The organism is Sorangium sp. So ce1014, from assembly GCF_051521505.1.
Taxonomy (GTDB): domain Bacteria; phylum Myxococcota_A; class Polyangia; order Polyangiales; family Polyangiaceae; genus Sorangium.
Map to the genome: position 1 here is coordinate 10,080,086 of NZ_CP150356.1, position 24,915 is coordinate 10,105,000.

At 73.0% G+C, this 24,915-nt stretch carries 16 protein-coding genes and 2 rRNA genes (1 of these 18 running past the window's edge); 8 read left to right on the forward strand and 10 right to left on the reverse strand.

All coding sequences use genetic code 11. The features are described from left to right. Positions 1-61 precede the first annotated feature (61 nt). From glmS to WME75_RS38275, 6 genes are all read right to left on the reverse strand, one after another. On the reverse strand, positions 62-1,897 hold the full coding sequence (gene glmS, locus WME75_RS38250; protein WP_437481541.1) for a glutamine--fructose-6-phosphate transaminase (isomerizing): 1,836 nt from the start codon (positions 1,895-1,897) through the stop codon (positions 62-64). 58 nt (positions 1,898-1,955) lie between these two features. Next, a complete protein-coding gene (locus WME75_RS38255) occupies positions 1,956-3,230 on the reverse strand; it encodes an MFS transporter (RefSeq protein ID WP_437481542.1) in 1,275 nt (424 codons plus the stop codon). Positions 3,231-3,401: 171 nt separating this feature from the next. Continuing rightward, entirely contained in the window at positions 3,402-3,848 is a 447-nt protein-coding gene (locus WME75_RS38260) for an RNA recognition motif domain-containing protein (protein WP_437481543.1), read from the reverse strand. A 500-nt stretch (positions 3,849-4,348) separates the two neighbouring features. Further along, positions 4,349-5,710: a hypothetical protein gene (locus WME75_RS38265; RefSeq protein ID WP_437481544.1), complete on the reverse strand. Its 1,362-nt coding sequence runs from the start codon at positions 5,708-5,710 to the stop codon at positions 4,349-4,351. Further along, positions 5,707-7,113: a hypothetical protein gene (locus tag WME75_RS38270; RefSeq protein WP_437481545.1), complete on the reverse strand. Its 1,407-nt coding sequence runs from the start codon at positions 7,111-7,113 to the stop codon at positions 5,707-5,709. Before WME75_RS38270 ends, WME75_RS38265 begins: the two co-directional genes overlap by 4 nt. Then, a complete protein-coding gene (locus tag WME75_RS38275) occupies positions 7,106-9,565 on the reverse strand; it encodes an MMPL family transporter (protein ID WP_437481546.1) in 2,460 nt (819 codons plus the stop codon). The genes WME75_RS38270 and WME75_RS38275 overlap by 8 nt, the downstream gene beginning before the upstream one ends. Positions 9,566-9,697: 132 nt before the next feature. Between WME75_RS38275 and WME75_RS38280 the strand changes: the two genes are divergently transcribed. Beyond that, positions 9,698-10,309 carry a peptide deformylase gene (locus WME75_RS38280; RefSeq protein ID WP_437481547.1) on the forward strand — a complete coding sequence of 204 codons (612 nt, stop codon included), beginning with the start codon at positions 9,698-9,700 and terminating at the stop codon, positions 10,307-10,309. Between the two features lie 30 nt (positions 10,310-10,339). On the opposite strand, the gene WME75_RS38285 is transcribed toward WME75_RS38280, so the two are convergent. Together WME75_RS38285 and WME75_RS38290 are read right to left on the reverse strand one after the other, a co-directional pair. Continuing rightward, positions 10,340-11,815, reverse strand: coding sequence for a UDP-N-acetylmuramoyl-tripeptide--D-alanyl-D-alanine ligase (locus tag WME75_RS38285; protein WP_437481548.1), 1,476 nt, complete (start codon positions 11,813-11,815; stop codon positions 10,340-10,342). Between the two features lie 83 nt (positions 11,816-11,898). After that, a complete protein-coding gene (locus tag WME75_RS38290; protein ID WP_437481549.1) occupies positions 11,899-12,765 on the reverse strand; it encodes a hypothetical protein in 867 nt (288 codons plus the stop codon). An 865-nt stretch (positions 12,766-13,630) separates the two neighbouring features. On the opposite strand from WME75_RS38290, the gene leuS reads away from it, so the two are divergent. From leuS to WME75_RS38325, 7 genes are all read left to right on the forward strand, one after another. Next, positions 13,631-16,195 carry a leucine--tRNA ligase gene (leuS, locus tag WME75_RS38295; protein WP_437481550.1) on the forward strand — a complete coding sequence of 855 codons (2,565 nt, stop codon included), beginning with the start codon at positions 13,631-13,633 and terminating at the stop codon, positions 16,193-16,195. A 427-nt stretch (positions 16,196-16,622) separates the two neighbouring features. Further along, positions 16,623-17,627, forward strand: a complete 1,005-nt coding sequence (locus WME75_RS38300) for a trypsin-like serine protease (protein WP_437481551.1) — start codon at positions 16,623-16,625, stop codon at positions 17,625-17,627. Between the two features lie 62 nt (positions 17,628-17,689). Further along, positions 17,690-18,304 carry a penicillin-binding protein activator LpoB gene (locus WME75_RS38305; protein WP_437481552.1) on the forward strand — a complete coding sequence of 205 codons (615 nt, stop codon included), beginning with the start codon at positions 17,690-17,692 and terminating at the stop codon, positions 18,302-18,304. A gap of 134 nt (positions 18,305-18,438) precedes the next feature. Continuing rightward, positions 18,439-19,707: a hypothetical protein gene (locus WME75_RS38310; protein WP_437481553.1), complete on the forward strand. Its 1,269-nt coding sequence runs from the start codon at positions 18,439-18,441 to the stop codon at positions 19,705-19,707. 62 nt (positions 19,708-19,769) lie between these two features. Further along, entirely contained in the window at positions 19,770-20,297 is a 528-nt protein-coding gene (locus WME75_RS38315; protein WP_437481554.1) for a peptidylprolyl isomerase, read from the forward strand. 50 nt (positions 20,298-20,347) lie between these two features. Beyond that, entirely contained in the window at positions 20,348-23,014 is a 2,667-nt protein-coding gene (locus WME75_RS38320) for an MGH1-like glycoside hydrolase domain-containing protein (RefSeq protein ID WP_437481555.1), read from the forward strand. Positions 23,015-23,077: 63 nt separating this feature from the next. Next, positions 23,078-23,905: a hypothetical protein gene (locus WME75_RS38325; RefSeq protein WP_437481556.1), complete on the forward strand. Its 828-nt coding sequence runs from the start codon at positions 23,078-23,080 to the stop codon at positions 23,903-23,905. Between the two features lie 610 nt (positions 23,906-24,515). Here the strand turns inward: WME75_RS38325 and rrf are convergent. Both rrf and WME75_RS38335 read right to left on the reverse strand, forming a co-directional pair. Further along, positions 24,516-24,632, reverse strand: a 5S ribosomal RNA gene (gene rrf, locus WME75_RS38330). A gap of 128 nt (positions 24,633-24,760) precedes the next feature. After that, a 23S ribosomal RNA gene (locus WME75_RS38335) occupies positions 24,761-24,915 on the reverse strand; it runs 2,854 nt beyond the window's last position.

Genomic DNA, 24,915 nt, shown 5'->3' on the forward strand with positions numbered 1-24,915 from the left:
CGCCCGCGCCGCTCAGGAGGGCCGCCCGCGACGCCGGCGCGAGCCCGCCGCGAGGGAGCCGCTACTCGACCGTGACCGTCTTCGCGAGGTTGCGCGGCTGGTCGACGTCGTTGCCCTTCAGGTTGGCGACGTAATAGGCGATGAGCTGGAGCGGGAGCACCGTGAGGAGCGGCCCCACCTCGTCCAGCACCTTGGGGATCCAGACGTGGTGCTGCGCGGTCTCGAGGATCGACTCGTCGCCCTTGGTGGCGATGGCGATGACCTGCCCCTCGCGCGCCCGGACCTCCTGCAGGTTGGAGAAGGTCTTGTCGTAGTGCGCGTCGCGCGGGCAGACGACGATGACGGGGAGAGCCTCGTCGATGAGGGCGATCGGCCCGTGCTTCATCTCGCCGGCCGCGTAGCCCTCCGCGTGGGCGTACGAGATCTCCTTGAGCTTGAGCGCGCCCTCGAGCGCGATGGGGAAGCCGAGGCCGCGCCCGAGGAAGAGGACGTCCTTCGCGTGGACGAGGCGCTTCGCGATCGCGTGCACGTAGTCGGCGTCGCCGAGCACCTCGCGCATGTGGCTCGGGATCTCCCAGAGGGCCTGGAGGACCTCGCGCCCGCGCTCCGCGGAGAGCGACTCGCGGCGGCGGCCGAGGTAGACCGCGAGCAGGAGCAGCGCGGCGAGCTGCGTGGTGAAGGCCTTGGTCGAGGCGACGCCGATCTCGGGGCCCGCGTGCGTGTAGAGCGCGCCGTCGGAGAGGCGGGGGATCGCGCTGTCGAGCACGTTGCAGAGCGCCAGCACCTTGGCGCCCTGCGCCTTGGCCGCCTTGAGGGCCGCGATCGTGTCGGCGGTCTCGCCCGACTGGCTGATCGCGATCACGAGATCGTCGGGGAAGAAGATCGGCTCGCGGTAGCGGACCTCGCTCGCGAGCTCGACCACCGTGGGGACCCTGGCGACCTGCTCGATCCAGTAGCGGCCGGCGATGCCGGCGTGGTGGCTCGTGCCGCAGGCGACGATGTAGACCCGGCGCAGCTCCCTCGCGAACTCGGGCGTGACGCCCATCTCGGTCGCGTGCACGTCGCCGGCGGCGAGATCGATCCTGCCGCGCAGCGTCGCCTCGACGACGTCCGGCTGCTCGTGGATCTCCTTCAGCATGAAGTGCTTGTAGCCGCCGCGCTCCGCCTGGACGGGGCTCCAGTCGATGCGCTTCACGCGCCGCTCGACCTTGTCGCTCCCGGTCACGGTCTCGATGCGGACGCCGTCCGCACGCAGCTCGACGATGTCGCCGTCCTCGAGGAAGATCATGTCGCGGGTGTGCGCGAGCAGCGCGGGGATGTCGCTGCCGCACAGCATCTCGCTCTCGCCGACGCCGACGACGAGCGGCGAGCCATACCGGGCGGCGACGATGACGTCGGGCTGCTCGCGCGAGACGACCGCGATCGCATAGGCGCCGTGGACCTGCCGGAGCGACCCGCGCACGGCATCGAGGAGCGACTTCGCGCCCTTCTGGAGCTCGCGGTGGACGAGGTGAGCGACGATCTCGGTGTCCGTGTCGGAGAGGAACTTGACCCCCTGGCTCTCCAGCTGCTGCCGGATGGCCACGTGGTTCTCGATGATGCCGTTGTGAACGACGGCCACCGGGCCCGCGGAGTGCGGGTGGGCGTTCACCTCGCTCGGGCGGCCGTGCGTCGCCCACCGCGTGTGGCCGATGCCCGTGGTGCCGTCGAGGGTCCGCTTCTCGAGCGCCTCGCTGAGCTTGACCAGCTTGCCGAGCGTCCGGACGATCTCGATGCCCTTGCCGTCATGAATGGCAATGCCGGCCGAGTCGTAGCCCCGATACTCCAGCTTGCGCAGCCCTTCGACGATGATCGGCGCCGCCTTCTTTGACCCAACGTATCCGACGATCCCGCACATGCTCGCCTCGTTCAGGTAGTGCCCGCGCGCGCCTACGCGTGCTGCGGAAAACGTAACGTTACTCCTGGCCCTGGGAGCTGACAGAAAAAATTGAGCTCCCTGACAATGAGCGCCGCGCCGATCGCGCGAAGGTCACAGCCAGGACGAATGCCAACAATGCCGTGATCGAGGCGATGCCGAACGTGAGGGTGCCGCCCCCGCGCTTGTAGAGTTCGCCCCATGTGAGCATTCCGATGACGGATCCGGCGCCGGCGCTTGCGGAGAAGAGCCCCTGCGCCGTGGCGAGGATCTGCGGCGGGGCGCGATCCCGCGTGTACGCGAGCGAGGCGACCCACATCATGGCGAAGGAGACCGCATGGAGCGGCTGGATCGCGAGCAGCGCGGGCCACCAGCGCACGTTCGAGAGCAGCGCCCAGCGGAGCGAGGCGCCCGCGAAGGCGAAGGCGAGCACCGCGGGCGGCGCGAAGCGCTTGAGCAGAGGGCCGGAGAACGCCATGAGCGCGATCTCGCCGGCGACGCCGACGGCCCACGCGACCCCGACGAGCGACTCGGGGAAGCCGACGTCGCGCAGGTGCAGCGTGTAGCAGAGGTCGTAGGAAGAGTTCGCGCTCTGGGCCAGGAACGACGCCGCGAGGAACAGGCGGAAGTCGCGGCTCTGGAGGAGAGCACGGGCGCGCTCTCGCACGGAGCCTCCGGCGGCGGGCGAGCGCGGCGCGCCCGCATCGCCCTCCGCGCCGACTCGGTGGCCGAGCCGCCGAAGGGGCGCCTCGGCGCCCGCTGGCAGGGTCCACGAGATGGTGAACGCGGCCAGCAGCGCGGCGGCGATCGTGACGGGGAACGCCGCCGGCCGCGCCGGATCGACGAGGGCCCCGCCGACGATCGCCATCAGCGCGAAGCTGATCGATCCCCAGAGCCTGAGCCGGCCGTAGGCGATCCCGGAGCTCAGCGACGTCTCGATCGCGACGACGTCGGCCATCGTGAACATCGGCGCTCGGAAGAACGCGAACGCGAGCGCCGCGACGAAGAGCCCGCCGAAGCCGAGCGAGACGCCGAGCGCCGACGACAGCGCGAGCAGCGCGAACGCGACGAGGGCGCCGGCGCAGGCCACCCGGATCAGCCACACCCGCACGCCGAGCGAGTCGGCGATGAAGCCGAACACCGGCGGCGCGACGAGGCCCATCGCGGGGAGCGTCGCCGCGATCGCCCCCATCGCGAGGCCCCGGACCCCCCGCCCCTCCAGCCAGCTCGGGAACAGCGGCAGGTACACACCGAGGACGGCGAAGATGCCGAAATAGTAAAGCGAGATCGCCCGCGGTGACGGCTTGAGCGACAAAGGAAAGGAGGGTGGCATCGGCGGTCAGCTGCCGCGCCCGGAGCGTGAGGGCGTTCAGCGCGCCGGTCTCTGACGCTCGCGGGGCAGAGGAGCAAGCTCCCCCGCCCGCGAACGAAAACGGCGGCGCCTCCCGGGAGAGGCGCCGCCGCGTGAACGTCGACCTAGCTCGACTTAGTACCGATCGCCGCCGCCGCGACCGCCACGGCCGCCGCGACCACCACCACCGCCGCCGCCGCGACCACCGCCGCCGCCGCCGCCGCCGTAACCGCCGCCGCCGCCGCCGCGACCACCGCCGCCGCTGCTGCCGCCGCCGTAACCGCCGCCGCCGCCGCCGCCGTAACCGCCGCCGCCGCCGCCACCGCTGCGCTGGACCCGCTCCTCCGCCTCGTTCACGCGAAGCGGACGGCCGTCCATCATGGCGCCATTCATCTGCTCGATCGCCTGCTGGGCCTGCTCAGGCGTGCCCATCGTGACGAACCCGAAACCTCGCGACTGCCCACTTTCGCGGTCGGTCACGATGTGCACATCCGTCACCTCGCCGCTCTGGGCGAACGCAGCCTGCACGGAGGCCTTGGTGGCGGAGAAGGGGAGATTACCAACGTAGAGGCGAGTACCCATGACACTGATTCACTTCACGGCTCTGCGAGATGCGTCAGCTTCGGTGCCGAACATGCCCTGCCGCCCCGATGGAGCCGTGGGGGATCGAGGGAGGGCGGCGCTGGGGAGGAGCCCCCGATGCGCCACACGTTGCGTCGTCCAGTCCGCGATCAATCCGCGATCCCCGAGAAGAGAAGCGTCGTGTCGAGTGCCAGTGACGTTCGTGACCAGCCGATAGTAACCAAATGTCCCCTCGGCGCAAGCGCTCGAAGCAACCCCCCTCCCCGTCGGCGCACCGGCGCACCGGCGCGCCGCTCGCCCGGACGTCCCGAACAGCTACGGCGCGGTCGCGTCGGCTGCCCGGCGGGCGCCGGCGGGCGGTGCAGTCATTTGAACCTGAAGGCGGGAAGGCGGGAAGGAAACACCAATGATTTCCATAACCTCCAGACTTCATGTGGACCCTCTCTGGGCAAATGACAGCACCCCCCGCCGGCGGGCATCCGGTTCCACGTCGGAGCGCGTCAGCGCCCGGCAGAACGACGGAACGTGGCGCCAAGATCCCAGCCCTCGCCGCTTCCGGCGCGCGCGAGCGCGATGTCCGGCAGCACGCCGCCCGCGATCCGGACCTCGGCGATCACGCCGAGGCGGAGCGTGGCGGTGAGCGAGCGCGGCGCTGCGGTGGGCGCGAGCCGCGGCGGATGACGGGCAAGATCGAGGGCACGGCCGCGGTCGGCGGCGGTCGCGAGCGCGAGCAAGGCGTTGAGAGGCCCCTGGCCGAGCGGGCGCACCAGCTCGATCGCGAGCGCCGCCTTGCCACGGGCCCGGCGGCGCCCGAGCTCAGCGCGCGAGACCGGCTCTGCCGTGACCTCGTGCCCAGGCCGCGAGAGGATCGGCGCGACGGCCTCGGCGACCTCGACGAGATGCGCGGCAGAGTCATCCACGAGCAGCTCCGCCGGAGGACCGCCCCACGCGGGATCGCCGTGCGCCCTCGGGAGACCGACCAGGCCGAGGTGCGCGAGGCGCTCGGGCGGCAGCGCGTCGACCAGCCGCTGCGCAACGCCGGGCTGACCGAAGGGCCCGGCCTCCGGGCCCGTGGTCAGCACGATCCACCCGGCGACGCCGAGATCGAAGCGGACAGCGCCGCGGCGGTTCGTGTGCAGCCCGGCGCCGAGCCAGCCGAGGTCGTCGCGCTCGGTCTCGAACGCGCGCAGGGAGGTCGTCAGGTCCTCGGAGCGGATCACCTCGATCGCGTCCAGGAAGGCAGCGCCGCGCGCGGCGACGTCGTTGCGCGTCAGCAGGATCCGCTGCGGGCCGAGGTCGGCCAGGAAGGCGCCGGTGCCGTCCGGCGCCGCGGGGTCGAAGCTGCGCGGCAGCAGCGCCACCATCGGCGACGCGAGCGCGCGGGCGACGCGGGCGGGATCCGCGCGCGGGAACACGGCGGCGAGCGGATCCTTCGGGTGCCGCTCGGGCCTCGGGACCTCGGCGAGCGCCGCGGCGGCGCCGCGGGCGCGGGCGCGCTCGACCGAGCTCACGATGTCGCGGCCGTCGAGCTTGAGCAGGCGCGCGGTGCGCAACCCCTCACGCAGGCGCACGACCGTGGCGTCCCCCTCGCGCGACGGCAGCGCGGACGAGAGCGTCGGGTACGGGTTGCCGGACGCGTCGAGCCCGAAGAGGCTGTCGGCGATCGCCGACGCGAACAGGGCAGCGGCCGGATCGCTCAGGTCGTGCGGATCGAGCGCGCCCGTCGGCCACGGGAGGTGCATCGAGATGCGGCCGCCAAGCGGGGTGCGCCCCATGGCGCGGGCGCGCGCCGGGAGGGCGGCCGCGCCGAGCAGCGCGCCGGCGCCGCCGAGGAAGGCGCGACGCGGGAACGAGCGGCTCACCGCACCACCCAGATCTCGTCGGCCGTCGCGACCGCGAAGGGGACGCGCCCGGGCCCGTCGGGCGGGCAGACGGCAAGGGCGCGCACCCCCGCCGGCGCCGGCAGGCGCAGGAGCTCCTGAGGCGCCGCGCGCGAAGGGCCGCCGTCGCGACGCCGCCACGACCAGACCACGACGGCATCCTCGAGCGGATCCAGCACGTCGAGGCTGGCGAGCAGCTCGGGCTCTCCGTCCTGATCGAGATCGCCGATCGCGAGCTGCGCCCCGGCGCTGCCCACGACGTTGCGACGGCCCGCGCTGTCCCGGAGCTCGACCGCGCCGCGCTCGCGCGCCGCCCAGACCGTGAACGGCTCGCCCCGCGCCGACAGGAGCTGCGCCGACGCGAGCGCGTCGTACCGGCCGGTGAGCGCCGACGTCGCCGGCGGCGGATCGGCCGGGGCGCACGGCCCGAGCGGGCCGGTGAGGAGCGCCCCCCACGTCTTCGTGCAGGCCGAGCCGCCGGCGTCCGGGACCGCGAGCCCGGGGAGCTCGGCGAGCGCCTTCAGCTTGCCGTCGAAGCGGACGCTGCGCGCGCGATCGGTGAGCCCCACGTCGGCGAAAGGCGGCAGGAGCTCGCCGCCCCGCTCGCGCTCGACGAGCGTGGCGAACGCGAGCGGCTCGCGGAGCGGCGACGGGTGCACCGCGATCACGTCCGGCCACGAGCGCGACGCGAGCGGCACGACCCGGCCGCCGCGGAGGCGGAGCGTCGTCACGCGCCGCCGGCTCACGCTGAGGATCTCGAGCGCGCCGTCGGCGTCGAGATCGCCGCACGCGAGCGCGACCACGTCGCCCTCGAAGTTCTTCGCGCGGTCGACCCTGACGGCGACGAGCGGGACCGGCGCGAGGAAGCTGCGGACCTCGGCGTCGAGGGGCGCCTCGGCGTAGGCGTGGGCGACGGGACCCGGCTCCGGATCGCGGATGCGCGCCCAGACGGTGCGCGGCACCGGGTACACGTCGGCGGTGACGCGCAGCCGCCCCGCCGCGATCTCGACGGCGAGGTGGACGAGCGCCGCGTCGTCGCGCGCGGCCTCGCGCGCGAGCGGCAGCGGGATCGGATCCTTCTGCGCCCGCGCGCCGGGGCCGAGCTTGCCGGCGAGGTGGGCAGCGAGCGTGGCCGCGAGCTGGGCGCCGCGCGGCGCCGGCGCGTCGGTGACCAGCGGCCCGGCGGCCACGAGCACGCGACCGGTCACGGGGTCGAGCGAGCGCGCGAGCGCGTCCACCGCGCGGGCGACGGCCGAGCGCGGCGGGCTCGGCGCGGGCGCCGGCGCTGCGGACGAAGGCGACGGCTGCGCCGCGGCGGGACGCGCGAGCGCGAGGAGAGCGAGGAGGAGGAGGCTCCGGGGCGACAACGCCGAGATGTTACGCACGTCGGCGGGGTCGGGGCCAGAGCCGCAGCCCCGCCGGCACCACGATGAGCGCCACGACGAGGCCGACCGCGCTGCCGAGCGCGCCGACCCGGCCCAGGTCGCGGAGGCCGTCGAAGCGGCAGAACGCGAGCGCGGAGAAGCCCGCGGCCGTGGTCAGCGCGGTGGCGGCGATCGCCGGCCCCTCGTGGCGCAGCGTCTCGCGGATCACCGCGTCGCCGCCGCCCGCCACCTCGATGTCGCGGGCGCGATGGAGCAGGAACATGCCCTCGTCCACGGTGATCCCGAGCAGCACCGGGATGACGAGCGCGTCGTACACGTGCAGGGGGATGCCGAGCACCCGGATCAGGAGGAGGACGAGGCAGATCTCGGAAGCGACGACGAGCGCGGCCAGCGCGATGTCGCGCGCGCTGCGGAGGGAGGCCGCGAGCGCCAGCAGCACGAGCGCCCCGGCGACGATCGCGATGCGCGGCATGTCGTGCGCGAGCGTCTCGCGGAGCGACGCCTCGAGCCGGGTGTAGCCGGTGAGCATGGCCTTCGGGTCTTCCTCGCGGATCGCCTGCTCGATCCGCTCGACCGAGCCGGCCTCGCGCGGCCGCACGTAGAGCGCGACGAGCGCCTCGCCCCCGTCCGCCCCAAGATAGCGCGAGAGCAGGATGGACGCGGGGCCGCGCTCGAGATCGGAGAGCGCCACCTCGTGCCTCGGCGGCGCGCGCATCCCGGCCAGCACGGTCGAGAAGCGCTCGGGCGCGAAGCCCGTGTCGCGGAGCGCCCGCTCGAGCTCGTCGGCCCTCCCGGGCAGGTCGAGCGCGTCGCGCGCGGCGAACCGCTCGGCCTGCGTCGAGGCGGCGGGCGCGAGCGCGGTGAGCGCGTCGACGGCCTCCACGTCGGCCTTCATCGAGGCGAGGCGCTCGGCGATCCGGTCGGCGCGGGCGCGGGCGCGCTCCTGCTCGCCGTCCGCGAGGAGCACGACCCACTGCCCGCGCCGCCCGCCGAACGCGTCGAAGATCGCCTGCTGCACCTTCAGCGGCTCGAGCTCGGCGGGCCGGATCGCGACGATGGCCTCGGCGAGCGGCGGCGCGGCGCCGAGGGCGACCGCCGCGATGGGGAGCGCCGCGAGCGCCGCGAGCGCGAGCGCGCGGCCCCGGGTCCGCGTGAGCCGGTAGAGGCCGTCGGGCCAGCGCGCCGGCGCCTCGGGCGGCGGGGGCCCCCGCTCGAGCCAGGCGCCGACGGTCGGCGTCACGAGCACGATCGCGATCGCCGTGAGCACCTCGCCGGCGGCGCACAGGAGGCCGAGCTGCCGGAGCGCGTTGATGTCCGACAGCGCGAGCGCCCCGAACGCCGCCGCCGCGGTGACGGCGGCGACGAGCACCGGGCGGAAGGTCCGCGCCCTCGCGGCGCGCCCGGCCGCCTCCGGATCGAGCCCCTCGCGCCGCGCCTCGAGCAGCGCGGCGTAGACGTGGACGCCGGTGTCGACGCCGACGCCCACGACGACCGACATGAAGGCGACCGCGATCGCGCTGAGCCCGCCCGGGAGCGCCGTGGCGAGCCCCGCGGTCCAGACGGTCCCGAGCACGAGCGGCGGCATCACCGCGGCGAGCGCGCGCATGCGGCGGAAGAGCAGCGCGAAGACGGCGGAGGCGAGCAGCATCGAGAGCGACCCCGAGACGGCGAGGTCGCGCGTGAGCATCTCCTCGGTGGCCGCGGCGATGGCGTGCCCGCCGGTGAGCCCGAGCGTGAGCCCCGGGTGCGCCGCGCGGATCGGGCCGAGGACGGCGTTCGCGTCGGCGACGAAGGCCCGCGCGTCGGCGCCGCGGAGCGCCTGTCCGGCCGGCTGCACCAGGACGAGGTGCACCTTGCCGTCGTCCGTGGCGAACGCGCCGTCGGCCTGCGTGCGCACCCCGGAGCCGATGTCCGCGGACTCGAAGACGAGCTGCGCGAGGCGCAGCGGGTCGGCCGCGATCGTCTCGGCCGCGGCGCCGCCGCCCGGCGCGAGCAGCATGGCGCGCGTCTCGGCGAGGCGCTCCCGCATCCCCTCGGGCGAGAGCGCGACGGCGAGCCGCTCCCGCACGCGCGCGTCCGCGTGCCGGAAGGCGAGCCACGGATCGAGCGCGCGCGAGACGTCGATCCGGTCGGCGGCGCGCTGCACGGTCGGGCGCGCCGCGAGGGCCCGCGCGATCTCGGCGGCCACGGCGGCGTTCTCGTCGGGGTCGGCCCCCTTGACCATCACGACGCCGAGATCGCCGCCCCCGAACCCGCGCACGTACCGGCGCAGCGCCGCGGCGTCCCCGCGCTCGGGCAGGAGCGAGGCGACGTTCGGCTCGAGCTCTAGCCGCAGCGTCACGGCCGCGAGAGCGGCGAGCGTCAGCGCCGCGAGGACGAGCGCGACGACGAGGCGAAGCAGCCGGCGCGGGGCGTCCGCGCGGGCCGGCGAAGGCGGAGGGGGCGCTGCCATGGCGGGGGCCGGGCGCGGGCCGGCGCCGCTCCTCTACCCTCACCCCCGCCTCGCCGCGAGGACATCCACGCGCGCCGCGCTCCTTCGCCGGCGACGCTTGCGTCCGCGAGCGCGCCGCTTCATCCCCGCAGCATGGAGCTCCCCCCGATCGTCCTCGCAGGCCGAGCCGTCCTGCGAAAGCCCGCCGCGCCCGTCCCGCCCGAGGAGATCGGGACGAAGCAGCTCAAGCACCTCATCTCGACGATGGTCGCCGTCATGCGCAAGGCGCCCGGCGTGGGGCTCGCGGCGCCGCAGATCGGCGTCAGCCAGCAGGTGATCGTGCTCGAGGACAGCGAGGAGCTGATGTCCCGCCTCACGCCGGGGCAGCGCGCCGAGCGCGGCCGCGTGCCCTTCCCGCTCAAGGCGATCGTCAACCCGACGCTGAAGGTCCTCGCGCCGTCGCCCCAGGGCGCGACGGGCGCGGGGCGGGCGACGTTCTTCGAGGGCTGCCTGAGCGTCCCGGGCTACATGGCGCTCGTCGAGCGAGATCTGTCGGTCGAGGTGAGCGGCGTGGACGCGGACGGCAAGGAGATCCGCTGGGAGGCGACCGGCTGGCCCGCCCGGATCCTCCAACACGAGGTCGATCACCTCCGCGGCGCGCTGTACGTCGATCGCATGATCACGCGCTCCTTCTGCAGCAACGAGGAGGCGAAGCTCCTGCTCAGCCAGTCCGTCGCCGAGGCGCGGGCCGCGCTCGGCGCGTGACCGCGGCGCGGCGCGACGACGGGCGCGCGCTCACGGCGAGGGCGATGCGCCGGCGCCGCGCCCGGCGAGTTCCTCCACGATCCGCTCCACGATCCGCTCCATCCTGATCCCGCGGGAGCCCTTCACGAGCACCAGATCGCCACGCTCGACGATCTCCAGCGCCCGGACTGCGGCGGCGCTCGCGTCGCCGGCGAACCACGCCCGCACGCCGGCCGTCTCGGCGGCGCGCGCGATCCGCGCCGCCTCGCCGCCGACGGCGATCAGCGCGGCCGGGCGAACGGCCCCGACCGCTTCGCCGAGCGCGTCATGCTCCGCCGCCGCGAGCGCGCCGAGCTCACGCATCTCGCCGAGCAGCAGGACCAACCGCTTCCCGAGCGCCCCGGCCAGCTCGACGGCCGTCTTGAGCGACGACCGCATCGACAGGGGGTTCGCGTTGTAGCTGTCGTCGATGACCACGGTGCCGTCCGGCAGCTCGCGGACCGAGAGGCGCCCGTCCCCCGGCGGCGCGAGCCCTGCGGCCGCGCGGGCCGCCCGCTCGGTCGAGAGCCGCTCGCCGAGCGCCGCCTCCACCACCGCGACGGCCGCCGCCGCGGCCAGCGCCCCCGCCTCGCCGAGCAGCGGGACGACGATCTCCAGCGCCTCGCCTCCGCGCTCGATCCGCACCGAGCTGCCGCGCACCCCGACCGGCCGCCGCCCCGCGATCCGGATCTGCGCGCGCTCGCCGAAGCCGTAGGGGACTCGCCGCGCGGCGCCGGCGCGCGCGAGCTGCTCGACCACCTTCGCGTCGTCGCCGTTGCCGAAGGCCACCCCGTCGGCCGGCAAGGCGGCGAGCAGATCCCCTTCCTCGGCGGCGACGTCCTCCAGCGTGCCGAGCCCCTCGGTGTGCTCGATGCCGATGGAGGTCAGCACGGCGAGATCCGGTCCCGCGATCCGCGCGAGGGCCGCGACCTCGCCGCGCTGGTTCGTGCCGATCTCCACGACGGCGAAGCGATGGCGGTCCTCGAGCCCGAGCAACGTCATCGGCAGCCCGATGGCGTTGTTCAGGTTGCCCGCGGTCGCGTGCACGTCGCCTCGGCCCGCGCCGGCGAGCAGCGCCGCGAGGGTCCGCGTCGTCGTCGTCTTGCCGGCGGAGCCGCCGATCGCGACGATCGCCCGCGGCCCGTCCGGGTGCGCGCCCCTGCGCCATCGCTCGCGGTGCGCTCTGGCCAGCGCCCCGAGCGCCGCGAGCCCGTCCTCCACGAGCACCACGCCGCCTTCGGGCGGCAGGGCCACCTCCCGGGAGACGACGAACGCGACCGCCCCGCGCTGCGCCGCGGCGTCGATGAACCGATGGCCGTCGAAGGCCTCACCGGCGAGCGCGACGAACGCCGCGCCGGACGCGATCGTGCGGCTGTCGGTCGAGATGCCCCGCACGGCCGGCCCGGTCCTCAGCACGCGCCCGCCGGTCGCGCGCGCCAGCTCGTCGAGGGTGAACTGGGCAAGGTTCTGCGGGATCGGCGTCGCCATCGCGGGCGATCACCAGCATGGAACGGGGCGCAGGGCCAACGAATCGCCTGCGGCGCGCTGCCCTCGCGCCGCGTCGAGCCGCCTCAGCGCCCGGTCTTTTCCTTCTCGACCTCTTCGTAGATGTCGTCGTTCTTCGGCCGCGGCCGCGCGGCGGGCCGGGGCGCGGCGGGCGCGCTGGGGGCTGCGGTCGCGCTCAGGGTGGGCGCGGGCGACGTCTCGGCGGTCGTCGGAGGCGGCTCGGTGTAGTCGATCGCGATGGGCCCTCCGCCGCCCATGCTCTGCCACAGCGTGATCCCGACGAGCGCCAGCAGGGCGATCGCCAGGATCACGCTGAGCACGACGATGATCGTCCTGCCGCCCTCGCGCCGCGGGGCCGGCGCGGCAGGTGGCTTCTGCGGCTCGGCGCGCTCGTGCACGAAGCTCGACGGGAGCGCCGGCATCTCGAGCCGCGCCGACGTGGTGGCCCACGGGCTCTCGGCGGGCGGCATCGCCGCGCCGTCCCACCCGCCGCCCGCTGGGGGCGCGCCGGGCGCCGCCGCACCGGGAGCTGCGCCCATCGCCGGAGCGGGCGCGGGCGCGGGCGCAGCGGCCGAGGGCGGCCCGGCCGGCGCCGGAACGCCGGCGTGCAGCGAGGGCATCGGCGTGCGCGCGGCCTCCTGGACAGGGGGCCCGGCGGCACCGAACCCGGGGCTCGCGAACCCGGGCGGCGCCGCCGGAGCGGGCGGCTGCGCCGCGTTCGCGCCCATCCGTTCCGTGGTCGGCGCCGGATGGAACGACATCTGGCTCAGGGGCATCGGGTCCGACGGCGGCGGCGCCGAGACGAACGGGAGGGCGCTCGGAGAAAAGACGCCGCTGGCCGCCAGCACGTCCTGCTGCGAGACGAGCCCGGGCGGAAGGGTCCCTCCGCGCGCCGAGACGTTCGCCGCAGGCGGCTGGGTGTACCCGGACATCGCTGCCGGAGAGGAAGCCGGCGCCGCGGTGACCGGCGTTGACGACGCTGGCCCAGCGAAGCCGGGCGCCGACGGCGCTGGACCGCCGAAGCCTGCGGCCGACGGCGCTGGACCGCCGAAGCCGGGCGGGCTGTGCTGCTGGAGCTGAGGGCTGAGCGCGTACGGCGCGGAGAGCGGGCGGAGGGCCCCGGGCGCCATCAGCGGCGGCACGGGCAGGGGCCGGAAAGGGATCCCTGATCCATGCGCAGAGGGGAGCGGTCGGCCTGGCTGCGCCGTCATCTCACTCTCGGGGGCTCCCCATCGAACGTGTTTGTCGGTCATCCGCGCGCCCCGGAGGAACCGCCCACGCGGCCCCTCCGCCTCACACTGAAGCGGAACAGCGCTCTCAATCTACCCCCAAGTCTCGGCGTCCGGCCATCCTTCTGACGCGTCGCCCCGTCCAGCGAGGCGTTGCTGCGCCGGGAATGCGCAGCGCGGCCCCGCGCTCACGCCGCCCGTTGCGGACGAAGGAGCAGCGAGGCGCGCGCCCCGGGGCTCGGCCGGTCGAAGAGCGAGCTCGCCTCCCCAACCGAGGTGCGCAGGCGGCGGAGCGCTCGCTCGCGCCGCCGTCAGCGCGGCGGAAGCGTCGTCGACGCCCCCGGCGCGCAGCGCGCCTCCATCCCGAGCGCGGGGCGACGCGCGCCGCCGTCCCCCTTCGCGAGCGCGGGCGCATCCGACCGCAGAGCTCGCGCCGAGGGGCTGTCCACGCTTGCCGGGAACTCTCGACATGGCCGGGGCGCGCGCGGCGGACGGGCGACAGCGCTCCCGCGGAGGACGCGAGCTTCTGCCGCCGCGGGGCGGCTGTCGACCGCGGCAGCACAGTGCTATGGCACGTCGCGATATGGCCGCCGAGACGATGGGCTCCCGCACCTCCACCGAACCTTCTCCCAACGAGCCGCGCGAGCCCGCGCGCTACGACCACGCCGCGGTCGAGCCGCACTGGCAACGCGCATGGGAGGAGGGCGAGACCTTCCGCGCCGTCCGCAGCGCAGGCGCCGCGCGCGAGAAGCGCTACGTGCTCGACATGTTCCCCTACCCCTCGGGGTCGGGGCTGCACGTCGGCCACCCCGAGGGGTACACGGCGACCGACATCGTGTCCCGCTACTACCGCATGCGCGGGATCGACGTGCTGCACGTCATGGGCTGGGACGCCTTCGGCCTGCCGGCGGAGCAGCACGCCATCGAGACCGGCACGCACCCGGCCGACACGACGGCGCGGAATATTGCGACCTTCAAGCGCCAGCTCAAGATGCTGGGCTTCAGCTACGACTGGTCGCGAGAGCTCTCCACGACCGATCCGCGCTACGTGCGCTGGACGCAGTGGATCTTCCTCCAGCTCTTCAAGAAGGGCCTCGCGTACCAGGACGAGGTGAGCGTCAACTGGTGCCCGGCGCTCGGCACCGTCCTCGCGAACGAGGAGGTGAGCGACGGAAAGAGCGAGCGCGGCGCACACCCGGTCTACCGGACGCCGCTCCGGCAGTGGATGCTCCGCATCACCGCTTACGCCGACCGCCTGCTAGAGGATTTCCGCCTCGTCGACTGGCCCGAGGGGACGCTCGCGATGCAGCGCGCCTGGATCGGCCGCTCGGAGGGGGCGCTCATCACGTTCGAGGTCAAGGGGTGGCCCAAGGGCTCCTTGAGCGTGTTCACGACCCGCCCCGACACGCTGATGGGCGTCACCTACGTCGTGCTCGCGCCCGAGCACCCGCTGACGGCCTGGCTCACGAGCGCCGAGGGCGGCGCGTCCGAGGCGCGCCGCGAGGCGGTGCGCGCGTACGTCGCGGCTGCTTCGGGCAAGAGCGATCGCGAGCGGCTCACCGCGGCCGCGAAGGAGAAGAGCGGCGTCGACACGGGCCTCGTCGCCGTCCACCCGATCACGGGCGCAGAGGTGCCGATCTGGGTCGCCGACTACGTGCTCGGCGGCTACGGCACCGGGGCCGTGATGGCGGTCCCCGGGCACGACGAGCGCGACTTCTCCTTTGCCCGCGCCTACCGGCTGCCCATCGTCGAGGTGGTGAGCCCCGACGGCGCCCTGCACGAGCAGCTCGAGGCCGCCTATGTCGAGCCGGGCGTCTCGGTCCGGAGCGGCGAGTTCGACGGGCTCAAGACGGAGGAGTGCAAGCGCGCCGTCATCGACCGCCTCGAGGCGCTCGGCCGCGGCAAGCGCGAGGTGAACTACAAGCTGCGCGACTGGGTCTTCTCGCGCCAGCGCTACTGGGGCGAGCCGATCCCCATCTACTTCCCCGTCGAGCTCGCCGAGCCGGACGGTGATCCCCGGAAGGGCGACGCGCACACGATCCGCTACGACCAGCCGATCGCGGTGGACGACGGAAGCCTCCCGATCGAGCTGCCGCCGCTCGCCGACTTCCGCCCTGGCGACGACCCGGCGGGCCCGCTGGCGCGCGCGGTGGACTGGCGCTTCTTTCAGCAGGACGGCAGGTGGTATGCGCGCGAGACGAACACGATGCCGCAGTGGGCGGGCTCGTGCTGGTACTACCTGCGCTTCCTCGATCCGCAGAACGACGCGGAGCCGTTCTCGGAGGCCGCGTACGACGCATGGATGCCCGTCGACCTCTATGTCGGCGGCGCGGAGCACGCCGTGCTGCACCTCCTCTACGCGCGCTTCTGGCACAAGGTGCTCTACGACCTCGGCCGCGTGAAGCACCCCGAGCCCTTCGTGAAGCTCGTCCATCAGGGGATGATCCTCGGCGAGGACAACGAGAAGATGTCGAAGTCACGGGGCAACGTGATCAACCCCGACGACATCGTGCGGGCCTACGGCGCCGACGTCCTGCGTCTCTACGAGATGTTCATGGGCCCGCTCGAGGCGGTGAAGCCCTGGCAGTCAGGGCAGATCCAGGGGGTGGTCCGCTTCCGGGACCGCGTGTTCTCGACGTGTACGCGGCCGCTCTCGGACGCGATGGACGACGCGACGAGCCGGCAGCTCCACAGGACGATCAAGAAGGTGACCGGCGACATCGAGGCGATGGCGTTCAACACCGCGATCTCCGCGATGATGGTGTTCGTGAACCACCTGAGCTCGCTGCCGTCGCCGCCGCGCGAGGCGGTCCTCCGGCTGGTTCTCCTCGTGGCGCCCTTCGCGCCGCACCTCGCGGAGGAGCTGTGGCGGCTCACGGGCCACGAGCGCTCGCTCAGCTACGAGCCCTGGCCCACGTACGACGAGGCGCTCTGCATCGATGACGTCCTCGAGATCCCGGTGCAGGTGAACGGCAAGGTCCGCGGCCGGGTGATGCTGGCGAAGGCGGCATCGGAGGAGGAGGCCCGCTCCGCCGCGTTCAACCTGGAGAGCGTGGCCGCGCTCTCCACCGGCAAGCAGGTGAAGAAGTTCATCTACGTCGCAGGGAAGATCGTGAACATCGTGGTCGGCTGACGCTCCGGCGCCGCCTGGAAAGAACGAGCGCTTGCGGCGGAGCGACGTCGCGAACGGACGCTCGGAACAGGCGGCGCGGGTCGCTTTTCCGAGATCACGATGCGCTGCGCCCGCGCGTCGCCTCTCCCTGGGAGGATCGATCGCGAAGAGGCGCGCCCCGGCGGCGCCGGGGTCGGGTGCTCGGGTGCACAAGAGCCCGATCGGCGCGCCGGCCGCAGCTCCCACCACAGCGCAGCGGCGTTGCTCCGGGCGCGCGTGAGCTTCCTCGGAAGCAATCCTCTCCTTCCTCGAGGAAAGCGGCGATGCACAGCCCAGGCTGGCAGGTGCCGTGCAACGGCGGCTGGCCGTGTGCCGGAACAGCACCGCGTGGTGTACCCGAGCTGGATCCCTTTTCGCCGCTGCCGCGCTGGCCGGCTGCGCGGGAGATGTGGACGAGCCAGGCCTGCACGGGGAGGACGCGGACGAGGCGGCGCTGGAGATCAAGGGAGGTTATCCCGACGCGGGAGATCGCGCGGTCGCCGGGCTGATCATCACGGATCGGAGAGGGCGGGTCGCGCGGACCTGCTCGAGCGCCCTGATCGCGCCGAACCTGGTGCTCACGGCGCAGCACTGCATCGCGGAGACGCCGAAGCTCATCTCGTGCAAGACGGCGACGTTCGGTGAGCCGGTCGACGCCTCGCAGGTCTACGCCTCCCTCGGCCGCGCCATGTGGGCTGCGGAGGCGCCGTGGCTCGCCGCGCGCGCGGTGCTCAACCCGCCCGACGGCAACGCCGTGTGCGGGCGCGATCTCGCGCTCGTCGTCCTGTCTTCGCCGATCCGTAGCAGCGACGTCACGCCGCTCGCGCCCCGCCTCGAGCGGCCGCCCGAGGAGAGCGAGGTCTACTCCGCGGTGGGCTTCGGCGACACGGAGGGCAAAGCGCGCGACGGCGGCGCGCGACGGCGCCGCGACGGGCTCCGCGTCGAGTGCGTAGGGTACGGCTGTGGAACGCAGGAGCGCGTCACGGGGAGCGAGTGGCGCGGCGAGAGCGGCATCTGCAGCGGCGACTCGGGCGGACCGGCGCTCGACGTCGCCGGTCGGATCATCGGCGTGACCTCGCGCGGGCCGGCCGGCTGCTCCGACCCCATCTACGGAGGGCTGATCGCCCATCGCGACTGGCTCGTCGCCGAGGCGACGCGCGCCGCCGATGCTGGCGACTACGAAGCGCCCTGGTGGGTCACGGCGCCCGGCGCGACGGAGCGGTTGCCATCCCATCGGCCGCTCGACGAGCGCTGGCTCACGTGCGCGCAGGGTCCCATCGTCGGCGACGCTGGCGGGCCCGCCTCCTTGCGCGCGCTCCTCGCGCTCCTCGCGCTCTTCGCGCTGAGACGCGCCGGGGTGACCGCTCTGCCGGCGCGCCCGCGCCCCGCACGGCGGAGCACGATTTCCGCCTGATCGCCGCTCCGTTGCACACCTCGCCTGCTAGGATGCGGCCGTCCTGCCCCTGCGGAGTGTCCATGCCCAGTTCGCCCATCATCCGTCCGGCCGCGCTGCTCGCGGCGCTCGCGCTCGCCATGACGTCCCTCGGCTGCGGACCGACCTACGTGCGCGGCAATCAGGTCGAGGGGCTCGACGACGCGGCGATGAGCACGGGAATCGACAAGCGCGACATCGAGCAGCTCCTCCACGAGAACCTGACGTCGCTGATGGCCTCGCCCGTGGCGAAGGCGTGGGCGCATGACGGCTCGCGGCCCACGCTCGCCATCTACCCGCTGTCGAACCAGACGAGCGAGCACATCGACAGCCAGCTGCAGGCGCTCCTGTCGGATGTCGAGACGTACATGGTCAAGACGACTCTCGTCACCGTGGTGAGCGTCGAGCGCCAGCAGCAGATGATCGCGGAGATCGAGAAGCAGCACGGCGGCGGGTTCGATCCGAACCACATCGCCGAGTACAACCGCCAGCTCGGCGCGAAGTACTACATCACCGGCAAGGTCTTCACCTCGGACGAGCGCACCGAGGACGAGCGCCGCGTCCAGTACTTCATGTTCATGCAGCTCATCGAGGTCGCTACGAGCGCGGTGGCCTGGCAGAACCGGGCCGCCTTCACCAAGGCGCTCATCCAGGAGTGATGCGCGGGCGGCACGCGAGCCTCCGGGGGCGCGGGCGCGCGGTTCTTCTGCGTCTCGCGCGTCTCGCGCGTCTCGCGCCTCTCGCGCTGCTCCTCGGCCTCGGACAGGCGGCCTGCGCCGGCCACGAGGATCGCGTGCGCACCGCGCTCGCCGCGCTCGACCGCGGCGCCCCCGCGGCGGCGGTGGCTGCGCTGAACGCTCAGATGGAGGTCGAGACCGCGGCCGAGCTTCCGTCGCTCCAGGGCGACAACGCGCTCCTCCTGCTCGACCGCGGCAACATCCTCCTCAGCATGGACCGCTACAAGCTGTCCGCGCGCGATCTCGGGATGGCGGACAAGTCGATCGACCTGCTCGACATGTCCCGCGGGGCCGCCGACGAGCTCGGGAAATACCTCTTCTCGGACGACGCGGGCCCGTACAGGGCGCCTGCGTACGAGAAGCTGCTCATCAACACCATCAACATGATGAACTACCTGGCCCAGCGCGACCTCAGCGGGGCCAGGGTCGAGGCCCGCCGCCTCGCGGTGATGCAGAAGTACCTGCGCGATCACGAGGGCGGGACGGCGCTCGTCGGCCTCGGGAGCTACCTTGCCGGCCTCGCGTTCGAGAAGAGCGGCCAGCCCGACGAGGCGCTCCTCTACTACGACGACGCGCTCCGCCACGGGCCCTATCCATCGCTCCGCGACCCGCTCCGCGCGCTCACGCGCGGCGAGCCGAGGTCGCCCCGCGTCGCCGCCCTGATCGAGGGCGCGGAGCCGTCGCCGCCGCTCGCCGAGGCCGGCGAGGCGGAGCTCGTCGTCGTGGTCGGGTTCGGACGCGTGCCGCAGAAGGTGCCGCAGCGCCTGCCGATCGGGCTCGCGCTCACGCTGGTGGCCGACGACATCAGCCCGACCGATCGCGCGCGGGCCAGCGAGCTCGCGGCGAAGGGGCTCGTGACGTGGGTCAACTACCCGACGCTCGCCCGGGGCAAGGGCGGCCATTCGATTCCGGCCCTGAAGCTGGATGGGCGCTCCCAGCCGATGGAGGAGGCCCTCGACGTCGAGGCGCAGGTGCGCTCGGCGTGGAAGAAGAGCGAGGGGACGATCATCCTGTCGGCCATCACGAGGACCGTCGCCCGTATCGCCGCGGGCGAGGCCGCGCAGGGCGCCACCGAGGCTGCTGCGGAGGACTCCGGCCCGCTGGGCCTGCTCGTCGGCCTGCTCACGAGCGCGACGCTGAGCGCGCTCGACACGCCGGACACGCGGGGCTGGTCGACGCTCCCTGCGCGCGTCGCGATCGCGCGCACCCGCGTCCGCGCGGGCACGCACGACGTTGTCGTGAGCGCCCGGGGCGAGGTGCGGCGCGCCCGGGTGAGCGTGGCCGCCGGCGGATGGGCTTTCGTCCCGGTGATGGTGCTCCGCTGACGGACAAAGGAGCGGACGGGAAGGGTTGCGGGCGCTTCCCTCCCGCGGCAGTCTCCGCGCCGATGCGTAGCCTTGCTCTCCGCGCCATGCTGGTCCGCGCGCTCACGGCGTGCTCTCCCCTCGCGCTCCTCTGCGCGACCGCCTGCGGGACGCTGGCCACCTCGCCGTCCTGGGTCGGCGGCGGGCTCGCGGTCTCCGCCCCGATCCGGGCGGCCGAGGAGGACGCGGCGATCGAGCGGGAGCAGGCGCTCGTGGCGAGTCAGCCGAAACAGATCGGCGCGCGGCACCTCCTCGTCATGCACGACGGCTCGAAGAGCAAGCCCGAGGGCATCCGTCGTACGCGCGAGGAGGCGCGCGCGCGCGCCCAGGAGGCGCTCCTCAAGATCCGCGGCGGGGCGAGCTTCGAGGACGCGGTCGCGGAGTACAGCGACGAGCCTGGCGCCAAGGAGCGCAGCGGGGACCTCGGGGTGTTCGAGCGCGGCATGATGGTCAAGGGCTTCTCCGACGTCGCCTTTGCCTTGAGGGTCGGCGAGGTGAGCGAGGTCGTCGAGACCCCGTTCGGATTCCACATCATCAAGCGCACCGAGTAGCGCCGGCCGCGGGCTCGACGCCTCCGTCCGAGTCGCCTAGCGTGGCCTCCATGACGAGGACCGTCCGCGCTGCGCTGACCGCCGAGCACCGCCGCCTCGAAGAGGAGCGCGAGCGCCTCCTGCGCTGGAAGCACTGGGGCCCGTACCTGTCGGAGCGCGCATGGGGGACGGTGCGCGAGGACTACAGCGCGAACGGGGACGCCTGGGCGCATTTCCCTCACGACCACGCCCGGAGCCGCGCCTACCGCTGGAACGAGGACGGGCTCGGCGGCATCTGCGACCGACACCAGATCTTGTGTCTCGCCGTCGCCGTCTGGAACGAGAGGGATCCGATCTTGAAGGAGCGGGCCTTCGGTCTGACCGGGCCGGAAGGCAACCACGGCGAGGACGTCAAGGAGATCTACTACTACGAGGACGCGACGCCGACCTCCAGCTACCTGCGCTACCTCTACCGGTACCCGCAGCGGCAGTTCCCTTACGACGCGCTCGGCGCCGCCGCGCGCGAGCGCGGCCTATCGGAGAGCGAGGTCGATCTCCCCGAGCTCGGCGCCTTCGACGGCGATCGTTACTTCGACGTCGTCGTCGAGTACGCGAAGCGGAGCCCGAACGACCTCCTCATGGTCATCACGGTGGTGAACCGCGGCCCGGAGGCCGCGCCGATTCACGTGCTGCCGCACCTCTGGTTCCGCAACACGTGGTCCTGGAGCGAGCCTCCCGGCCCGGTCCCGGAGATCCGGGCCATGAAGACGGGCCCTGGCCACGTGATGCTGCGAGCGGCGCACCCCGAGCACGACGCGCATCACCTCTACATCGAGGGCAGTCCGGAGCTGCTCTTCACCAACAACGAGACGAACCACGAGCGGCTTCACGGCACCCCCTCGCGAACGCCGTACGTCAAGGACGCGTTCCATCACCGGGTCATCGACGCCGATGAGACGCGGGTGAACGCCGAGCTGCGCGGCACCAAGGCCGCGAGCTGGCACCGCCTCGAGGTGCCGGCCGGCGAGCGCAGGCGCATCCTGCTCCGGCTTGTCCCGGATCCGGTGGAGAGGCCCTTCGAGGGCGCGGACGAGCTCCTGGAGGCGCGTCGCAAGGAGGCGGACGAGTACTATCTCGCCGTCCAGGGTCCTGGTCTGTCCGAGGATCGCCGGGCCATCCAGCGGCAGGCGGCGGCGGGGTTGTTCTGGACGATGCAGTTCTATCACTTCGACGTCGACACCTGGCTCCGCGGCGACGTGGAGGCGCCGCCGCCCGACCGGCGCTGGGGCCGCAACAGCCAGTGGCGGCACGTCGCCGTCGCCGACGTCATCTCCATGCCGGACAAGTGGGAGTACCCCTGGTTTGCGGCCTGGGATCTCGCCTTCCATGCGCTCGCGCTGGCCCCGCTCGACATCGATCTCGCGAAGGCCCAGCTGAAGATGATGGTCAAGGAGTGGTACCAGCATCCGAACGGGCAGCTGCCTGCTTACGAGTGGGAGTTCTCGGATCTGAACCCTCCGGTGCACGCCTGGGCGACCTACCAGCTCTACAAGATCGAGCGGAAGCAGCGGGGCCGGGGCGATCGAGTGTTCCTCGAGCGGGTGTTCCACAAGCTCCTCATCAACTTCGCCTGGTGGGTCAACAAGCGCGACGCCGAGGGGCACAACGTGTTCGAGGGCGGGTTCCTCGGCCTCGACAACATCTCCCTCTTCGATCGCAGCGAGCGGCTCGCGCCCGGGATGCGCCTTGAGCAGGCGGACGCCACCGCGTGGATGGCGATGTACTGCCTCGACCTCATGCGCATCGCGCTGGAGCTCGCGCTGGAGAACTCCGCGTACGAGGATCTCGCCAGCAAGTTCTTCGAGCACTTCCTTCGGATCGCGCACGCGCTCCACCATGCGGAAGGCGACCGGCTGCCGCTCTGGTCCGAGGAGGACGGCTTCTACTTTGACATCCTCACCGCCGGCGGGAAGCCGCGGCACGTGAAGATCCGGTCGGCCGTGGGCCTCATCCCGCTCTGCGCCGTGCACGTGATCACGCCGGAGATCTACGGCAAGCTCGCGAACTTCCGGCGCCGCACCGAGTGGTTCCTGCGCAAGAACCCCGCGCTGGCCGAGGCGATCACGGTGCGTCCGGACGGGCGGCAGGTGCTCTCTGCCGTGACGCCTGGGCGACTCGAGCGGGTGCTCGCGCACCTGTTCGACGAGGACAAGTTCCTCTCGCCCTTCGGCCCGCGCTCGCTCTCGAAGGAGCACGCGGCCGCGCCCGTCTCGCTCGGGCTGGAGGAGCCCTGCGATGCGCAGTACACGGTCGGCTACGAGCCGGGCGAGTCGATCACGCGCATGAAGGGCGGCAACTCCAACTGGCGCGGCCCGATCTGGTTCCCGCTCGGCTATCTTCTCTACCGCTCGCTGCTCCGGCTCGATCACGGCTTCGGCGACGTGCTCACGATCCCCCCGCTCGACGGCCACGGTCCTCGCACGCTCCGCGATGGCGCGCACGAGCTCGCGCGCCGGCTGATCGCGATCTTCGAGCGCGATCGCGAGGGGCGCCGCCCGGTTTACGGCGAGCACCCGCTCTTCCAGCGCGATCCTCGCTTCCAGGATCGCCTGTTCTTCTTCGAGTACTTCCACGGCGACACCGGCGCCGGGCTCGGCGCCTCGCACCAGACTGGCTGGACCGCCCTCGTGGGCGACCTGATCCTCCGCGCGGGCCGGCACAACCTCCCCCATTCGTAGTGCGCCACACACGATATTCGGCTCAGTGCCGATTCGCGATCGATCCGTGCTAGGAGGGCGCCTGTGTCGCTGGCGTTCGGCGTCTTGCTCCTCGCGCTGGCCGTCATGCTGGGCGGCATGGCGGCGCTGTTCCGTCATCGGAGCGAGCGCGCGATGTCTGCCCTACGGACGTTCGCCCTCGTCGGGGCGGCGTCGATTGCGCTGCTCCACCTGCTGCCGGAGGCGCTCGGCGAGATCGGCTGGCTTGCGCTGATCGCGGCGGTGGCGGGCTTCCTGGCGCCGGCGGTGCTGGAGCGGCTCGTGATCGGGGAGGCTGGTGCTCACCGGACGCCGACGACCGCGCTCGCGATGGGGTATGCCGCCGTGCTCGCGCATCAGTTCGGCGAGGGTGCGGCGGTGGCGTCGCTCTCCCGGGTGGGTCAGCTGACGCTGCCTGTCGTGCTTGCGCTTGCGGCGCACACGGTGCCGCTCGCCATGGTGGTGGCGATCCAGGTCCTCGAGGTGAGGGCTGGAACTGGCGGCAAGGGCGCCATGAGCGCAGCGCTCGCGGGCATCGCGCTCGCCACGGTGATCGGCGCCTTTGCGACGCGGCTCGTCGATGTGGAGCGCCTCGAAGCGGTCGAGCCCTGGCTCCTTTCTGCCGTGGCGGGCCTCCTCTTGCATGCCCTCTCGCACGAGGCGGTCGCCAGCGGCCCTGCGACGACGGTGAGCCGGGCCGGCGAGGCCCTGGGTGGCCTGCTCGGCCTGGTGCTCGCCACGATCGGGATCGACGAGGAGGAGTGGGTCCAGGGGATCCCATTTCAGCTCCAGATCGCCGCCCTTGTCGTGCTCGCAGGGCTCATTCTCCTGCGCAGCTACGGCCCGAGGCGAGCCACCGAGCGCCCGCACTGAACCTCACCCAGCGAGGGCAGCCGCGCCATCCGCAGCGGCACGAGGCTGCCCCTTCACCGGGTTGATTCCACGGCGCGGGTCTGTCCGTACCTGCTCCGGTGGTTCACCGAGCGGCAGGCGCTCTCGCCGTGCATCGCCGCAAAGCCGGCTTCCACGGCGCGGGTCTGTCGGTACCTGCTCCGGTGGCCCACCGAGCGGCAGGCGCTCTCGCCGTGCATCGCCGCAAAACCGGCGCGCATCCGACGACCCAACCGACGCCGCGAAACGCCCGCCACCGCGCCATTTTGACGGACGGTAGGCTCCCGGAGGGGGTGTTCGCCGGGTGGCGCGGGGAGGGCCGATGTCTGAGCCCGATCGACGTTCGTTCTCCGGCATGCGCAGCGCGCCGGAGAACGAACGTCCCAGGCGAGTTCGGTCTCCCCGCGCCGCCCGGCGAACACCCCTTCCGGGGGCCGGGCAGCTCAGAATGCCCTCCCCGGAGCTCGCCGCCCCCGAACCCCGAAGCGACCTCGACGGCGCGCCACAGGCATCCCGATCGCCGGGAATTCCGGAGACAAAAGGCAAAAAAAAACCTGCGCACGGTTTGCACCGTGCGCAGGCTCGAAGAAAATCCCGGCGGCGTCCTACTCTCCCACCAGGTTGCCCTGGCAGTACCATCGGCTCCAAGAAGCTTAACTTCCGAGTTCGGTATGGGATCGGGTGTGACCTTCTCGATATCGCTACCGGAAACTTGTGGGTGCGTCCAATTGGAGCCCAGCGGAGCCGCTTCTCGCGACGCTCTACGCCAGGCCAGCTGTGTCACGCTGCTCGTCACCCGAACTCCGGGCGCGACGCTTCGATGTTTGCCTTAGAAGTATGGTCAAGCCGCACGACCTATTAGTACCGGTTAGCTCCGCCGATTGCTCGGCTTCCACACCCGGCCTATCAACCTCGTGGTCTACGAGGGGTCTTTAGGGACCTTGCGGTCCGGGACACCTAGTCTTGAGGCCGGCTTCCCGCTTAGATGCTTT

Bases quoted from the DNA above. Each gene is read 5' to 3' on its own strand.
- WME75_RS38285 (WP_437481548.1), bottom strand. From the start codon at position 11,815: ATGGCGACGCCGATCCCGCAGAACCTTGCCCAGTTCACCCTCGACGAG.
- glmS (WP_437481541.1), bottom strand. From the start codon at position 1,897: ATGTGCGGGATCGTCGGATACGTTGGGTCAAAGAAGGCGGCGCCGATC.
- WME75_RS38275 (WP_437481546.1), bottom strand. From the start codon at position 9,565: ATGGCAGCGCCCCCTCCGCCTTCGCCGGCCCGCGCGGACGCCCCGCGC.
- WME75_RS38305 (WP_437481552.1), top strand. From the start codon at position 17,690: ATGCCCAGTTCGCCCATCATCCGTCCGGCCGCGCTGCTCGCGGCGCTC.
- WME75_RS38260 (WP_437481543.1), bottom strand. From the start codon at position 3,848: ATGGGTACTCGCCTCTACGTTGGTAATCTCCCCTTCTCCGCCACCAAG.
- WME75_RS38315 (WP_437481554.1), top strand. From the start codon at position 19,770: ATGCGTAGCCTTGCTCTCCGCGCCATGCTGGTCCGCGCGCTCACGGCG.
- WME75_RS38280 (WP_437481547.1), top strand. From the start codon at position 9,698: ATGGAGCTCCCCCCGATCGTCCTCGCAGGCCGAGCCGTCCTGCGAAAG.
- WME75_RS38290 (WP_437481549.1), bottom strand. From the start codon at position 12,765: ATGTCCGGGTACACCCAGCCGCCTGCGGCGAACGTCTCGGCGCGCGGA.
- leuS (WP_437481550.1), top strand. From the start codon at position 13,631: ATGGCACGTCGCGATATGGCCGCCGAGACGATGGGCTCCCGCACCTCC.
- WME75_RS38320 (WP_437481555.1), top strand. From the start codon at position 20,348: ATGACGAGGACCGTCCGCGCTGCGCTGACCGCCGAGCACCGCCGCCTC.